The sequence below is a fragment of the Blattabacterium cuenoti genome, assembly GCF_014252055.1.
Taxonomy (GTDB): domain Bacteria; phylum Bacteroidota; class Bacteroidia; order Flavobacteriales; family Blattabacteriaceae; genus Blattabacterium; species Blattabacterium cuenoti_D.
Genome location: NZ_CP059208.1, coordinates 190,214 through 205,538 on the forward strand (window position 1 = coordinate 190,214; position 15,325 = coordinate 205,538).

Sequence of the window (15,325 nt, forward strand, 5' to 3'; positions counted from 1 at the left end):
TTATTTATATTTATTTACATACGATCTAACATTTTTATTCCTAATAAATTCATACAAAATTTCAAAATATTTCCTGTTACATGAATAATATTCATAGACATATTACTATAAAATAAATTCATAGGATCTATAAGTTTTTTATTTTGGTATAAATGATTAAAAGTTTTAGCTACTTCATAAACATAATTTGCTATTAAAGATGGATTTAAATGATTTGCTGATTTTTTTACTACTAATGGATATTTTTGAATAATTTTAATCATATTCTTTTGATAGATATCAAATTTAAAATTTGACCAACAATGGTTAACTAATGAACATAATTCAAAAAATTTTTTTTCTAACGAACGAATTCTTGAATAAGTGTATTGAATATACGTTCCAGTTTTTCCCTTAAAATCTATGGATTTTTCTGGATGGAAAACAATTTTTTTATTGGGGGCTATTTTAAGAAAAAAAAATTTTAAAGCTCCTAAAGCTATTATTTCAGAAGATTTATTTATTTCTTCTTTAGATTTAAAATACTTTTCTGAAAAAGTATTTCTTGCAATAGAAAACATTTTTGAAATAATACTATCTGCATTTATTACCTTTCCTTCTCTGGATCTCATTATTCCACTTGGTAAGTATACCATTTCGTAAGATAAATGTAATAATTTATCTACCCATGTATACCCTAAACGTTTTAATATAATAAAAAGAACTTGAAAATGATAATCTTGTTCTCTTCCAACAATATAGATTAATTTATCCATATTATATTTTTTAAAACGTTCTACTGCTGTTCCGATATCTTGAGTGATATATACAGAAGTTTGATCAGATCTTAATAAAATTTTTTCATCAAATCCTTCTTTAATTAAATCAACACAAATTGATCCATCTTTTTTTTTAAAAAAAATTCCTTTTTTTAAACCTTCTATAATTATTTTTTTTCCAATTTCATAAATATTACTTTCATATTCTATTTCATCAAAAGTTATTCCTAATTTTTGATAAGTTTTATCGAATCCACTATAAACCCATTTATTCATAATTCTCCAAACATTTCTAGTCTCATAATCTCCTTCTTCCCAGTTTTTCAAAAGAATTCTTGCCTGATTCAAAATTGATGGAACTTGAATTTTTTTATATACTTTCGTATTTTTATTCATTTCCTCATTACAAATTTTATCAAATAAATTATAATATTTTCCAACAAAATGATCTCCTTTTTCTTTTTCACTGTCAGGAGTTTTTCCTTTTCCAAATTTCAACCATGCTATCATAGATTTACATATATGTATTCCTCTATCATTAATTATCTGAACTTTAATTATTTTATTTCCTAGTGTTTTTAAAATTTCTGATAGAGAATTTCCAATAAGACTATTTCTCATATGTCCTAAATGAAGGGGTTTATTAGCATTTGGAGATGAAAATTCTATGATAATTTTTTTTGATGTTTTTTTTGATTTTTCATGAAAAAAATCTAAACTTAACATTTTCCTAAGAATAATACCATAATATTTATCTTCAAAAATAAAATTTAAAAAACCTCCTACTATTGAAAAAAATACTAAACCTTTCAATTCTTTTTGTACACAATTTCCTATATTATTTCCTACCTCTTCTACTGATTTATTTAACTTTTTAGATAAAGAAAACAAAACTAAAGTTAGATCTCCTTTATGTTCTTTTTTAGTATACTGAAAATCTAATTCTGTACGAGAATCTAGTTTATATAAAACATAAATATATTTTCTTATTATTTCTTCTATATATTGAAAATTATCATTCATACAATATTTTTATATATGCATTCTCCATCCAAAAGGATCTTCTGATAAATTATGCTGTATATCTAATAACATTTTCTTTAAACGAATAGATATTCGTTTATTTTCTGGAATATACGGTAACCTAAAATTAGTTTTTCTGTAATTAATTATTTCAAAATAATTTATAACAGCAGCTGTTCCACAACCAAAAGCTTCTTTCAATTCTCCATTTTTTAATCCTTCTATAACCTCTGAAACACTCAAGTCTCTTTCTTCTACAGAAATATTATCCATTTTTGCTAGATCAATAATACTTTTACAAGTAATTCCACTCAAAATATTATCATTTGCTTTTGGTGTTATAAGCTTCTTTTTTAATAAGAAAAAAACATTCATAGTTCCTGATTCTTCTATCATAGTATGTGTAGAAGAATCTGTCCATAAAATTTGATCAAATCCATTTTCATTTGCTAATCTAGTAGGATAAAAAGAAGAAGCGTAATTTCCAGCTGCTTTAGTAAAACCAACACCTCCTGATGCAGAACGACTGTATTTCTCTTCTATTTTAACTTTAAGAGGATGTTTATAATAAGAATCTGCAGGAGTAGAGATAATTATAAACATATAGTTTTTAGAAGGTTTTGCTGATAATACTCCATTTGTTGCTATTAAAAATGGACGTATATACAAGGATTTTCCATAATATTTTGGAATCCAATTTCTATCTATATCTATCAATCTTTTTAATCCATTCATAAAAACTTCTTCTGGAATAGATGGCATCTCTAAACGTTTAGCGGATCTATTAATCCTTTTAAAATTTTCTTTTGGACGAAATAAAAAAACTTCATTATTTTTATCTTTATAAGCCTTCATTCCTTCAAATACAGCTTGTCCATAATGAAAAACAAGAGATATAGGTGAAAATCTTATTTTTCCAAAAGGTTCTATAATAGAATTTGTCCATTTACCATTTATAAACTCAGAACGAAACATATGATCAGAATAATGACTACCAAAAGAAATTTTATCAAAATCAATTTGATTAATTCTTGAATTTAATGCCCTATCTATTTTCATAACTTTCAAAGAAAATTAATAAAAACAAATATAATAATAAATAATTATTCTTTTTTTTAAAAAATTTTTTATTTTTCCATCATTTCTAATCCTTTTTCTACAATATTTTCTACAGAAGGTTTAGAAAAATAATCTCCATCAGAACCATAAGGTGGACGATGCTCTTTAGCTGTAATCGTAACAGGAGGAATATCTAAATAATAGTATCCTTTTTGTTCTTCTAATATTTTCTGTAAAATATAAGCAGAGGCTCCTCCTGGAACGTCTTCATCTATAATTAATAATCTATTTGTTTTTTGTAAACTTTTTACAATATCTTTTTGTAAATCAAAAGGCAATAAAGATTGAATATCAATAATTTCAGCATCTACATTGATTTTAAATAATTCTTCAGCTGCCTCATTAACGATTCTCCATGTAGAACCATACGTAACCATAGTGATGTCTTTCCCTTTTCTTGTAACATCTACTATTCCAATAGGTGTTCTAAAAAAACCTAAGTTACATGGTATTTTTTCCTTTATTCTATATCCATTTAAACATTCTACTACTAGCGCAGGGTCATCTCCAGATAATAAAGTATTATAAAACCCCGCTGCTTTCACCATATTTCTAGGAACAAGAACTAAAATACCTCTTAAATAATTTATAATACCTCCCATAGGAGATCCTGAATGCCATATTCCTTCTAATCTATGACCTCTAGTCCTAATAATAACAGGAGCTTTCTGCCCACCTTTTGTTCTATAATGTAAACAAGCAAGATCATCACTCATAATTTGTAGAGCATACAAGATATAATCTATATATTGAATTTCAACTATAGGTCTAAGACCACGCATAGCAAGACCTATTCCTTGCCCTAGAATAGTAGATTCACGTATTCCAGTGTCAAAAACACGAGTTTCTCCATATTTTTTTTGAAGACCTTCTAACCCTTGATTTACATCTCCTATTTTTCCAACATCTTCTCCAAAGATTAAAAGATCAGGATATAATTCCAATAATTTATCAAAATTTTCTCTTAAGACAATTCTTCCATCAACTTCTACAAAATCCTTATCCTTCTTATAAACTGGAAAAACTTCTGAAATTTTTATTGAAGATTTTTTAGAAACACTATATAAATGTGAAGAATAATTTTCTTGTTCTTTAGAATATTTTTTTTTAATCCATTCTTTTAAATAATTTTTTTGAGGAAAATATTCTACTTGAGAAAGAAGATATAAAAACTTTCGTGCAATATGAAATATTGATTTTTTTGTATGATATTTAGAATCATGCAACTCTCTTATATATTTTTTTACATATTTTTGTATCCATTTTTTATCCATGGAAGCATCATACAATTTTCCTATAATATTTATAACTTCATTTTTAATATTACTAATAGGTTTTTGAAATTCTATCCATGCTTTTTCTTGCTCATTTTTTACATAAGTTTTCGCTTCTAAATCTATTTTATCTAGCAAACAAATATTTGCAATTTTCTTAAAATATTTTTTATCAGTTTCAAACCTAAACTTTAAAATCCAATCTCTAAATTTTTTAATTCCATCATTATTAATTTCCCATCGTAATCTTTCTTTAGATTTGTATCTTTCATGTGAAGAAGAAGTAGAGTGACCTTGCGGTTGAGTTAAATTTTTTACATGTATAATAACTGGAACATATTCATAACGTGCTATTTTATCTGCTTTAACATATTTTCTTATTAAATCCATATAATCATATCCATTCACTTGGATAATTTCTATTCCTTTTTCCTTTTCATTCCTATGAAATCCATACAATAGATCATTAATATTTTTTTTTGAAAATTGATATTTATTGGGAACAGATATTCCATATTCATCATCCCAAATAGAAATAATTAGAGGAATCTGTAGCACAGAAGCCGCATTTAAAGTTTCCCAAAATAAACCTTCAGATATACTAGCATTACCAATAGAGCCAAAAGCCACCTCATTACCATTAGAAGAAAATATCTTATGAGATTTTCTTAAGGTTTTTAATTTTTTGTAAATTTTAGACGCTTGAGCTAATCCTAATAATCTTGGCATTTGAGCAGCTGTAGAAGAAATATCTGCACTAGAGTTTTTTTCTTTTATAAGTTCTTTCCAACTACCATCTTCATTTAAAAATCTAGTCCCAAAATGTGCAGTCATCATCCTTCCAGATGAAACTGGTTCAGCAGATAAATCTGAATGAGCATACAATTGGGAAAAAAAATTTTTAACAGTTAAAGCTCCAATAGCCATCATAAAAGTTTGATCTCTATAATATCCAGATCTGAAATCTCCATTTTTAAATACTCTTGCCATAGCTAATTGAGGTATTTCTTTTCCATCTCCGAATATTCCAAATTTTGCTCTACCATTTAATACTTCTTTTCGTCCTAGAATACTAGTTTCTCTGCTAATTCTTGCCAATTTATAATCATTTAGAACTTTTTTTTGGAAGGATTCAAAAGAGTTATCTTCATCATCTATAACACTATTATACCTATTATTCATATTATTAATTTTTTCACATGAAAATACAGTAATTTTTATTTATGAATTTCTTTATTTAATTTTAGATTTTCTTCATAATTATAATTTCATATGTTGTATAGAGAAATTACTTTTTCTATTATAAAACCAGATGCAGTTCAAAAGAACTATCTAGTTCCTATTTTATCAAAAATTATTCATGCAGGATTTAATATAATAGGAATTAAGATGATAAGAATATCTAGAAAAGAAGCAAAAAAATTTTATGAAGAACATGAAAAAGAATTTTTCTTTAATTCTCTAGTTAAATTTATGTCTTCTGGACCTATAGTATTAATTGTTTTAGAAAAAGAAAATGCTGTAAAAGATTTTAGAATCTTAATAGGAGATAAAAATCCAATTAAAGCTAAAAAAGGAACTATAAGAAATCTATATGCTACTTCTTTAGAAAAAAATGCAATACATGGATCAGATAGTAATGAAAAAGCTATTAAAGAATATCAATTTTATTTTCCTAACAGAGAAATTTTCTATAGTAAATTAATTAATTGATCAATGGATAATAAATTATTAATAATAAATAAAACAAATACTTAATACAATACAAACATGAAAAAAAGTTTTCTAATTATTATTTCTTCTATTTTTATATTTTTAATTTCAATAGGAATATGGAGTATAAATATCTATAACGAATTAGTAAAACTAAATGAAAATATAAAAACACAATGGGGACAAGTTGAAAATGTTTACCAACGTAGATTGGAATTGATTCCAAACTTAGTAAACACTGTCAAGGGTTCTGCAAATTTTGAAAAAAATACATTAAACCAAATTATAGAATCTAGATCTAAAGCTACTTCTATAAGTGTAAATCCAAATAATTTGAATCAAAATCAAATAAACAAATTCCAAAAAGCACAGGATGGATTAAATCATTCTATAAACAGATTTTTATTAATAGTAGAAAACTATCCACAATTAAAGTCTACACAAAATTTTTCAGAATTACAAAATCAATTAGAAGGGACAGAAAATCGTATTAATATAGAGAGAATTCGTTTTAATGAAAAAGTTAACAATTTCAATACTTACAGAAATCAATTTCCAAAAATTGTTATTGCAAATTATTTTTCAGATTTCAAAGAAAAAGGGTATTTCAAATCTAAAATAGGATCAGAAAAATCTCCATCTGTAGATTTTTCTGATTAAAAAATAATATTTCTCAAAGAATATGATAAAATTTATTAATTTATTATTCATATTATTATTAATTTCAGTATTATTATACACAGATTCAGCTAAAGGACAATTTAATATACCAACCCCACCCAAAAAAATAATCCCTATTCAGGATTATGTAGGAATTTTATCAAACATAGAAATAGAAAAATTAAATAAAAAATTAATTCTTTATTCTAAAGAAACATCTACAGAAATTTTAGTTACAATAATCCAAGATCTTCATGGAGAAGATCCAAATTTTTTAGCTATAAAATGGGGAGAGAAATGGAAAATAGGAAAATTGCATAAAAATAATGGAATTATAATCTTATTATCTGTAAATGATAAAAAAATATCTATTCAAAACGGATATGGAATAGAACCATATTTAACTGATTTATCAACTATAAAAATTATAAAAAAAGTAAAACCATTACTAAAAAATAATTTTTATTATCAAGCTATAGATTTAAGTCTTCAAAATATATTTCAAATATTACAGGGAAAATTTAAAAAAGAAAATAAAAAAATAACTAGTAAATCATACTACTTAGGTTATATTTTTTTATTTTTAGTTATACTACTTATTTTTTTAAAAATAGGTGATCCATCTTTATTAAATACATTATTTTTTATCAATTTTTTATTCCCATTAAATAAAAATTTTAATGATGATGAAAATGAAGATGATTTCGATAGTTTTGGAGGTGGAGGAAATTTTGGAGGTGGAGGAAGTAGTGGAAATTGGTAATTAGTTTATTTCATTTTTTTTATGTATTCCAAATTTTTTTTTAAATTATTTATTTTTTCTAAAGTATCACTTTCCTTTTTTCTTTCTTTTAAAAGAAGTTCTCTAGGAACAGATTTTAAATATCTATCATTAGACAAATTTTGTCTAATTGTAGATAATAAATTGCAAAAATATTTAATTTTTTTCTCTAAATGAACAATATTATTACGGGATACAGAATTTTTATTTATGGATAAATAAAATTTATCCTTTCCTAAAAAAAATGGAATAAATGAAATATTAACAGGTTCTTTTGATACAGAAATTATTTTAGTTAAATTCGATAATTTCAATATAATTGAATCATATATTTTGTTATCTTTTTTATTTTCTACATATAATAAAAGACTTTCCTTATAAGAAATATTTACCATATTTCTTATATGACGTATTTTTGATATCACCTTAGTTGTTCTTTCAAAACAATATAAAACATTATTATCATAAATATTTTTTTTTGGCCAGGAAGAAATAGTTAAAGCTTCTTCTTTTTTTCTTTTACCAATAATATTCCAAATCTCTTCTGAGATAAAAGGCATGTATGGATGTAACAATTTTAATATATTTTCAAACCAAAAAATTGTATTAAAATAAACTATTTTCGATATGATTTTATTATTAGGTTTAACAATTTCTAGGTACCATGAACAAAAATCATACCATATAAACTTATACAAAATCATTAATGATTCATCAAATCTATATTCCTTGAAAAAGTTTTCAAAAGAGTCTAGAACAGAATAAAAACGATTTTTAATCCACAACATAGCAATTTTAGATGATTCATAAATATTTTCATTTTCATCTATATTCCAACTTTTTATCAAACGAAAAGCATTCCATATCTTATTAGAAAAGTTACTTCCTTGTAAACATATCTCTTCATTAAAATGAAAATCTTTTCCTGCACTAGTTTTTAATATAAGTCCCATACGAATAGCATCTGCTCCATATTTTTCAATTAAATCTATTGGATTTGGAGAATTATTTAATGATTTTGATATTTTATTATTTTCAGAATCTCTAATAATTCCAGTAAAATAAACTTTTTTAAATGGTTTACTTTTTTTGAAAAAAAAACCTGATATAATCATGCGAGCAATCCAAAAGAATAATATATCAGAACCTGTTACCATATCCTCTATTGGATAATAATAGCGTATTTCATCATTTTTAGGATATATAATTCCATTAAATACAGATACTGGTAATAACCAAGAAGAAAACCAAGTATCTAAAACATCTTTATCTTGCCATATTTTTATATGTGGATTTTTAGTTTTAAATTTAGCTTTCTCCAAAGCTATTTTAAAATTTTCCGCTACTACAAAATCATAATCTCCATTTCCATAATAATAAACAGGAATACGATGTCCCCACCATAATTGTCTAGATATATTCCAATCTTTTATATTATTCATCCACTGAAAATAACTTTTTTTTAATTCATTTGGATGAAATTTGATGTCTCCATTTTTTACGGATTCTATAGCGGGAACAGACAGTTTTTTCATTTTTAAGAACCATTGTAGAGATGATTTCTGTTCTATGACAGAAAATGTTCTTTCTGAAAAACCAATTTTTTGTTTTAATTTTTCACAACGAACAAAAAAACCAAATTTTTTTAAATCTTCAATAATCTTTTTCCTTGCGTCAAAACGATCCATTCCCCTATATACGGAGGGACATTTTTCATTTAGAGTAGCATCATCATTAAAGATATCAATTATATCTAACTGATGTTTATCAGCAATGTTTTTATCATTAATATCATGCGCTGGAGTTACTTTTAAACAACCTGTTCCAAAATTCATATCTACATATGAATCCTGTATAATAGGAATAAATTTATTAGTCATTGGTATTTCAGCATATTTTCCTTTTAAATTATAATAACGAGTATCATTTGGATGAATACAGATAGCCGTATCTCCAAACATTGTTTCAGGACGAGTTGTTGCTATAGTAACGTAGTTCTCTTCATATTGTATTTTGTATCTGATATAATAAAGTCTACCTATCTGTTCTTTATAAAGAACTTCTTCATTAGAAATAGTAGTTTTAGCTTCTGGGTCCCAATTTACAACATGATCCCCTCTGTATATATATCCTTTATTATATAAATCAATAAAAGCTCTTATAACGGATTTTGATAGTTTTTCATTCATTGTAAACTGAATACGACTCCAGTCACAGGAACATCCTAATCTTTTTAGTTGATTAAATATAATATTCTTATGCTTTTTTGTCCATTCTAAAACAAAAGATAAAAATTTTCTTCTCCCCAAGATTTCTTTAGAAAGTCCTTTTTCTTTTAATAAAGAAACAATTTTTGCTTCTGTTGCAATAGAAGCATGATCTGTACCAGGAATCCAACAAGAATTATATCCATTCATTCTAGCATATCTAATCAATATATCTTGAATAGTATTATTTAATATATGTCCTATATGAAGAATTCCAGTAATATTAGGAGGTGGCATTATTATGGTATAAGGAATTCGATCATCTGGAATAGATGAAAAATAATTACCATTTATCCAATAATCATATATTTTTTTTTCTACTAATCTTGGGTTATATTTAATTGAAATATCCATAATTTTATTAAAATTATAAAAAAAATTGAAATATTATAATAATAATGAAAATTATTATTGTTGCATCTGTATCAAAAAATAGATTTATAGGAAAAAATAACAAATTAATGTGGCATTTACCTAATGACTTAAAACGTTTTAAAACATTAACTGTTGGAGAAACTATAATTATGGGAAGAAAAACCTTTGATTCCATTGGAAAAATACTTCCAAATAGAGAAAATATTATTTTAACAAAAAATACGATTGGTTTTTTTAAAAAAAAAATAAAAACTATTTCTTCCATAAAAGAAATTATGGATTTTACCTATGATAGAATATTCATTATTGGAGGAGAAAAAGTGTATAGATCTATGATTGATAAAGCAGATATAATAGAATTAACATTAGTTCATAAAAAATTTAATGGAGATGCAAAATTTCCAATAATAAATAGAAAAAATTGGATAAAAGTACATGAATTTTTTTACGAAAAAGATGAAGATCACTTATATAATTACAGTTTTATAAGATTTGAAAAAAAAAATAATTAGAATTATTTATTCTCTTCTATCCAATTCTTTTTTAATTTTTGCAGCTAATTCATAACACTCGTTGACAACAGCTTGATTTAATAGAGCGTTTAAATCTTTATCTGTCATTTTCTCTAAATCTTGTTGGCTTTTTTCATTAAAAAAAATGAAAATATTATTATCTCCAAATTCAGCATTTTCATTTTCTTTATCAATAGGAAATCCATTTTCAAAATAAATTCCTGCTTGATCAAATATTTCTTTTGTTGTATAAATAGGTGCTTGGAATCTAACAGCTAAAGCAACAGCATCAGAAGTTCTAGATTCTATTTTATATTCCTTTTTTTTATTTTCTTCTTGATTTAGTTCATTTTCTTTTTCATTGTATTCAAATAAAATGTAAGAAAAAAATATTCCATTTATTAATTTATAAATAACAACAGATTTTAATTTTATACAAAAAACTTGTGCAAAAGTGAAAAATAAATCATGAGTAAAAGATCTAGACGGATCTTTTTTACTAATAGCATAAGCAATAGATTGCGCTTGTACTCCTTCTATGATAATGGGAAGTTTTATTTTTCCAGATTCTTCTTCAAGTAACAATACGTATATTCCAGATTGTATTTGACTTAAGGAAATTCCTCTTATAGCTAATTTTATAAATTCATCCATAGGAAAACAAAAATTATCTATTTTTAATAGATTTAAATTTCATACACTACACTAATTTCATACACTACACTAAATAATTAAAATTAAATATAGGATATTTTTAGATTTTACAAAATCTATTGTTTATTTTATTTCATATTATATATTTTTTTCTATATTATATAATATATATAAAATTATTTATTTAACAAATTTTTTATATATTTAATTTCATTAAAATTTAAATTTTTTTATCATGAATATTCCAATAAAATCATTAATCTCCGCAATAATACTAGCATGTATTGTTATATCCTGCAATGATGATGATTCCTCAGAAGAAGAAAAATCGTTTTCTAACGATAATAATACTTCAGTAGAAAAATCACTTCCTACACCTTCTCCAACTCCCCCTCCTATTGAATTTAAAAGCAAAGAGATAGAAGAGATATCTGAAAAAATAAAAGAAAAAGAAAAAAAACTAGAAAAATTAAAAAAAGAGAGTGATATCAGTTACGATGAATTTGAAGATTTGGTAAAATATCAAAAGGAGGTACTGAACGAAATAATAAAGAAAAAAAAGATAATGCGCTCCAAACAAAAAGGTTCAGAAGAAGAAATGAAAGCTAAAAAAGAATTTTTTAAAGAAAAAGAAGTTGCAAAAGGAAAATTAAAAGGTATTAGGGAAAAAAATATATTTTTAGGAAAATTATCAAAAATAATAAGAGAAGAGGATAGAGAAAAAGAAAAGTTAGAAAAGGAAAAGGAAGAATTAATAAAAAAACTAAAAGAAAAGTTAGAAAAGGAAAAGTTAGAAAAAGAAAAAAACAATAACTAATTTTAGTTATTGTTTTTTTTTGTAACGGAAAAGAAAGATTATTCTTTCTTTTCCGTTCTTTTTTATATATTTTTCCATAAAAAAGAATTTTATGCCTATTCATTATAATATGAAAGAAAAAACTTTCCGTCAAGTGATCGCAGAAGCTATGAGTGAAGAAATGAGAAGAGATAACTCTGTTTATCTTATGGGAGAAGAAGTAGCTGAATACAATGGTGCTTACAAAGCTTCCAAAGGAATGTTAGAAGAATTTGGTCCAAAAAGAGTCATTGATACCCCTATATCAGAATTAGGTTTTTCTGGAATAGGAATAGGTTCTGCAATGAATGGATGTAGACCTATAATTGAATTTATGACTTTTAATTTTTCTCTTGTAGCTATGGATCAAATTATTAACAATGCGGCAAAAATACGTTATATGAGTGGAGGACAATGGAGTATTCCTATTGTTTTTAGAGGACCTACCGGATACGCAGGACAATTAGGAGCTACACATTCTCAATCATTTGAAAGCTGGTATGCAAGTTGCCCTGGATTAAAAGTTATAATTCCATGTAATCCTTATGATGCTAAAGGTCTTTTAAAATCGGCAATAAGAGATAATAATCCAGTAATTTTTATGGAATCTGAACAAATGTACGCAGATAAAATGATGATTCCAGAAAAAGAATACACTATTCCAATAGGAATAGCTGATATAAAAAAAAAAGGAACTGATGTTAGTTTAGTTTCTTTTGGGAAAATTATAAAAACAGCTATGAAAATAGCAAAAAAATTAGATAAAGAAAATATAAACGTAGAAGTTATAGATATTCGTACTATTCGACCATTAGATTATGATTCTATATTGAATTCTGTAAAAAAAACAAATCGATTAGTAATCCTAGAAGAATCATGGCCGTTTTCATCTGTTGGTTCTGAAATTTCATATTTTGTACAAAAAAAAGCATTTGATTATTTAGATGCACCTATAAATAGAATAACACTATTAGATACACCTGCTCCTTATGCTTCTAATTTAATTAAAATTTGGTATCCTAATGAAGAAAAAATAATAAAATCTATAAAAGAAACTCTTTACATATAATATTAATTGATAAATCATCTTTTTATCTAATAAATAGCTTGAACTACTTGGTAAATATTTTCTGGTTTATCCATTGTATAATAATGAATAACTTTTACACCAGAATTTTTTAACTCTTTAGACTGATGTATAGCCCACTCAATTCCAATATGGAATACCGTTTTTTTATCTTTAGCTTTTTCCACTTCTTTCACTAATTCATTAGGAATGCTTAGATAAAAACGAGCAGGAAGACTATTTAATTGATGTTTGGATGAAATAGGTTTTATTCCTGGAATTATTGGTACAGAAATTCCTTCAGATCTACATTTCTTTACAAAAGAAAAATATTTTTTATTATCGAAAAACATTTGAGTAACAATATAATCAGCTCCTGCATCAACTTTTTTTTTCAAAAAAAATAAATCACTCTCCATATTAGGAGCTTCTAAATGTTTTTCTGGATATCCAGCTACTCCAACACAAAAATTAAATAATGGATAATTTTTTTGCTTAATAAAAGTCTTATCAAGATATTTTCCTTGATTCAAATTTTTTACTTGTTTTACAAGTTCTACAGCATATCTATGTCCATCTTCTTTTGCAAAGAAACTCTTTTCAGAGTTAAGAGGATCACCTCTAAGAATTAAAACATTATCTATTCCTAAAAAATTAAGATCTATCAAAGCATTTTCTGTCATTTGTTTGTTAAAACCTCCGCAAATAAGATGCGGAACTGCATCTACACCATACTTATTCATAATAGCGGAACAAATCCCTACAGTCCCAGGTCTTCTGGATATTTTTTTCCTTTGTAAAAGACCATTTTCTTTTTCTACATAAATAAATTCTTCACGATGATAAGTAACATCAATAAAAGGAGGATGAAACTCCATAAGAGGATCTAAAGTAGAAAAAATATCTTGAATATCATGTCCTCTTAAAGGAGGTAATATTTCAAAGGAAAATAAACTATTTTTTGCATTATCTATATATTCAGTCACTTTCATATGAAAAACTTTTACTTAATCTTATCAAATCCTGTATATGAGATCAAAACTTTAGGAATATTAATATGTGTTTTAGTTTGATTATTTTCTAGTAGAACAGCAATAATTCTAGGTAAAGCTAAAGCGCTTCCATTAAGAGTATGACATAGTTTTATTTCTCCATGAATATTTTTATAACGAATTTTCAATCGATTAGACTGAAAATTCGTACAATTTGATACAGAACTAACTTCTAACCATTTTTTTTGTGCTATGGAATAAACTTCAAAATCATAAGTTATCGCAGAAGAAAATCCAAGATCCTCCCCACTTACACAAATTATGCGAAATGGTAAATTTAAAGATTGAATAATATTCTTAACATGTGAAATCATTTCTTCTAAAGAATGAGAAGAATTTTCAGAAGTAGTAATTTGAATAATTTCAACTTTATCAAATTGATGTAATCTATTTAATCCTCTTACTTTAGTTCCATAAGAACCAGCTTCTCTTCTAAAACATGAAGTGTAAGTAGTTGCTTTAACTGGAAGATTAGTGTACGTAAATGTTTTATTTCTATAACAGTTCATAAGAGGGATCTCTCCAGTAGGAATAAGATAGAAATTTTCTTTTTCTAGAAAGTACATTTGATTTTCTTTATCTGGAATTTGTCCAGTAGCATATCCAGAATTTTCATTTATTAAATATGGCAAAACATATTCTTCATAAGAAGCTTTTATATTCTGATCTAAAAAATACTGTATTAAACTCCTTTGTAATTTAGCACATTTTCCCATATAAACAGAAAAACCACTTCCACATATTTTTGTTCCTAAACTTAAATCAAATAATTTAAATTTCTTAGATAACTCCCAATGAGGAAGAGGTTTTTCTAAAATAGGAAAACAGATCTTATCTTGTAAAAAAATAATATCATTACTTTTTTTTTTTACTTTATCATCTGGAATATTTGGAATTTGATCTAAATTATTTTCTAAATCTTTAGTAATTTTTTTTAATTTATCATTAAGAATGTTTTTATCCTTTTTCAAGGAAAAAGATCGTTTTTTTAAAATGTCTATTTCAGATTTATTTTCTGAATCATAATTTAAAATTTCTCCAATTCTATTAGAAAAAATATTTTCTTTTTCCAATATTTTATTTAAGGATGTTTGGATCTTTTTTCTTTTTTCATCTAACAATAATATTTTATCTACTAAAAAAACTTTATCAAAGTTCCGTTTTTCTAATCCTAATAAAAATTTTTTTTTATTTTTCTTTATGAAAGAAGTTTGAAACATTATTAAAAATTAAAAA

Annotated in this window: 13 protein-coding genes; 6 read left to right on the plus strand and 7 right to left on the minus strand. The window is 24.9% G+C overall.

Features of this window, described 5'->3' with window-relative positions; translation table 11 throughout:
- Positions 1–14: 14 nt before the first annotated feature.
- The 3 genes from argS to H0H48_RS00920 form a co-directional block, all read right to left on the minus strand.
- Positions 15–1,781 (minus strand): arginine--tRNA ligase, encoded by a 1,767-nt coding sequence (gene argS / locus H0H48_RS00910; protein WP_185871244.1) that lies wholly within the window; start codon positions 1,779–1,781, stop codon positions 15–17.
- A 9-nt stretch (positions 1,782–1,790) separates the two neighbouring features.
- A complete protein-coding gene (locus tag H0H48_RS00915) occupies positions 1,791–2,840 on the minus strand; it encodes a branched-chain amino acid aminotransferase (RefSeq protein WP_185871245.1) in 1,050 nt (349 codons plus the stop codon).
- 68 nt (positions 2,841–2,908) lie between these two features.
- The gene (locus H0H48_RS00920; protein WP_185871246.1) at positions 2,909–5,356 is read right to left on the minus strand and encodes an alpha-ketoacid dehydrogenase subunit alpha/beta; all 2,448 of its coding nucleotides are present in this window, start codon (positions 5,354–5,356) and stop codon (positions 2,909–2,911) included.
- Positions 5,357–5,449: 93 nt separating this feature from the next.
- Between H0H48_RS00920 and ndk the strand changes: the two genes are divergently transcribed.
- Genes ndk through H0H48_RS00935 form a run of 3 tightly spaced genes read left to right on the plus strand, consistent with a single transcriptional unit; the run spans position 5,450 to position 7,310 of the window.
- Positions 5,450–5,887, plus strand: a complete 438-nt coding sequence (gene ndk, locus H0H48_RS00925) for a nucleoside-diphosphate kinase (RefSeq protein ID WP_185871358.1) — start codon at positions 5,450–5,452, stop codon at positions 5,885–5,887.
- A 57-nt stretch (positions 5,888–5,944) separates the two neighbouring features.
- Positions 5,945–6,547, plus strand: coding sequence for a LemA family protein (locus H0H48_RS00930; protein ID WP_185871247.1), 603 nt, complete (start codon positions 5,945–5,947; stop codon positions 6,545–6,547).
- A gap of 22 nt (positions 6,548–6,569) precedes the next feature.
- Positions 6,570–7,310 (plus strand): TPM domain-containing protein, encoded by a 741-nt coding sequence (locus tag H0H48_RS00935; RefSeq protein WP_185871248.1) that lies wholly within the window; start codon positions 6,570–6,572, stop codon positions 7,308–7,310.
- 5 nt (positions 7,311–7,315) lie between these two features.
- On the opposite strand, the gene H0H48_RS00940 is transcribed toward H0H48_RS00935, so the two are convergent.
- A complete protein-coding gene (locus H0H48_RS00940; RefSeq protein WP_185871249.1) occupies positions 7,316–9,949 on the minus strand; it encodes a valine--tRNA ligase in 2,634 nt (877 codons plus the stop codon).
- A 44-nt stretch (positions 9,950–9,993) separates the two neighbouring features.
- On the opposite strand from H0H48_RS00940, the gene H0H48_RS00945 reads away from it, so the two are divergent.
- Positions 9,994–10,482: a dihydrofolate reductase gene (locus H0H48_RS00945; protein WP_185871250.1), complete on the plus strand. Its 489-nt coding sequence runs from the start codon at positions 9,994–9,996 to the stop codon at positions 10,480–10,482.
- A 6-nt stretch (positions 10,483–10,488) separates the two neighbouring features.
- On the opposite strand, the gene H0H48_RS00950 is transcribed toward H0H48_RS00945, so the two are convergent.
- Complete coding sequence (locus H0H48_RS00950) at positions 10,489–11,136, minus strand: bifunctional nuclease family protein (RefSeq protein WP_185871251.1); 648 nt, start codon at positions 11,134–11,136, stop codon at positions 10,489–10,491.
- A gap of 235 nt (positions 11,137–11,371) precedes the next feature.
- Between H0H48_RS00950 and H0H48_RS00955 the strand changes: the two genes are divergently transcribed.
- Together H0H48_RS00955 and H0H48_RS00960 are read left to right on the plus strand one after the other, a co-directional pair.
- Entirely contained in the window at positions 11,372–11,953 is a 582-nt protein-coding gene (locus tag H0H48_RS00955) for a hypothetical protein (protein WP_185871252.1), read from the plus strand.
- Positions 11,954–12,044: 91 nt separating this feature from the next.
- On the plus strand, positions 12,045–13,040 hold the full coding sequence (locus H0H48_RS00960; protein ID WP_185871253.1) for a pyruvate dehydrogenase complex E1 component subunit beta: 996 nt from the start codon (positions 12,045–12,047) through the stop codon (positions 13,038–13,040).
- Between the two features lie 26 nt (positions 13,041–13,066).
- On the opposite strand, the gene metF is transcribed toward H0H48_RS00960, so the two are convergent.
- Positions 13,067–14,029 (minus strand): methylenetetrahydrofolate reductase [NAD(P)H], encoded by a 963-nt coding sequence (gene metF / locus H0H48_RS00965; RefSeq protein WP_185871254.1) that lies wholly within the window; start codon positions 14,027–14,029, stop codon positions 13,067–13,069.
- Between the two features lie 11 nt (positions 14,030–14,040).
- On the minus strand, positions 14,041–15,309 hold the full coding sequence (gene serS, locus H0H48_RS00970) for a serine--tRNA ligase (RefSeq protein ID WP_185871255.1): 1,269 nt from the start codon (positions 15,307–15,309) through the stop codon (positions 14,041–14,043).
- Positions 15,310–15,325: the final 16 nt, after the last annotated feature.

Coding starts and splice junctions, on each gene's coding strand:
- H0H48_RS00935 (WP_185871248.1), top strand. CDS start 6,570: ATGATAAAATTTATTAATTTATTATTCATATTATTATTAATTTCAGTA.
- argS (WP_185871244.1), bottom strand. CDS start 1,781: ATGAATGATAATTTTCAATATATAGAAGAAATAATAAGAAAATATATT.
- H0H48_RS00950 (WP_185871251.1), bottom strand. CDS start 11,136: ATGGATGAATTTATAAAATTAGCTATAAGAGGAATTTCCTTAAGTCAA.
- H0H48_RS00930 (WP_185871247.1), top strand. CDS start 5,945: ATGAAAAAAAGTTTTCTAATTATTATTTCTTCTATTTTTATATTTTTA.
- H0H48_RS00945 (WP_185871250.1), top strand. CDS start 9,994: ATGAAAATTATTATTGTTGCATCTGTATCAAAAAATAGATTTATAGGA.
- H0H48_RS00940 (WP_185871249.1), bottom strand. CDS start 9,949: ATGGATATTTCAATTAAATATAACCCAAGATTAGTAGAAAAAAAAATA.
- H0H48_RS00915 (WP_185871245.1), bottom strand. CDS start 2,840: ATGAAAATAGATAGGGCATTAAATTCAAGAATTAATCAAATTGATTTT.
- H0H48_RS00955 (WP_185871252.1), top strand. CDS start 11,372: ATGAATATTCCAATAAAATCATTAATCTCCGCAATAATACTAGCATGT.
- serS (WP_185871255.1), bottom strand. CDS start 15,309: ATGTTTCAAACTTCTTTCATAAAGAAAAATAAAAAAAAATTTTTATTA.
- metF (WP_185871254.1), bottom strand. CDS start 14,029: ATGAAAGTGACTGAATATATAGATAATGCAAAAAATAGTTTATTTTCC.
- H0H48_RS00960 (WP_185871253.1), top strand. CDS start 12,045: ATGCCTATTCATTATAATATGAAAGAAAAAACTTTCCGTCAAGTGATC.
- H0H48_RS00920 (WP_185871246.1), bottom strand. CDS start 5,356: ATGAATAATAGGTATAATAGTGTTATAGATGATGAAGATAACTCTTTT.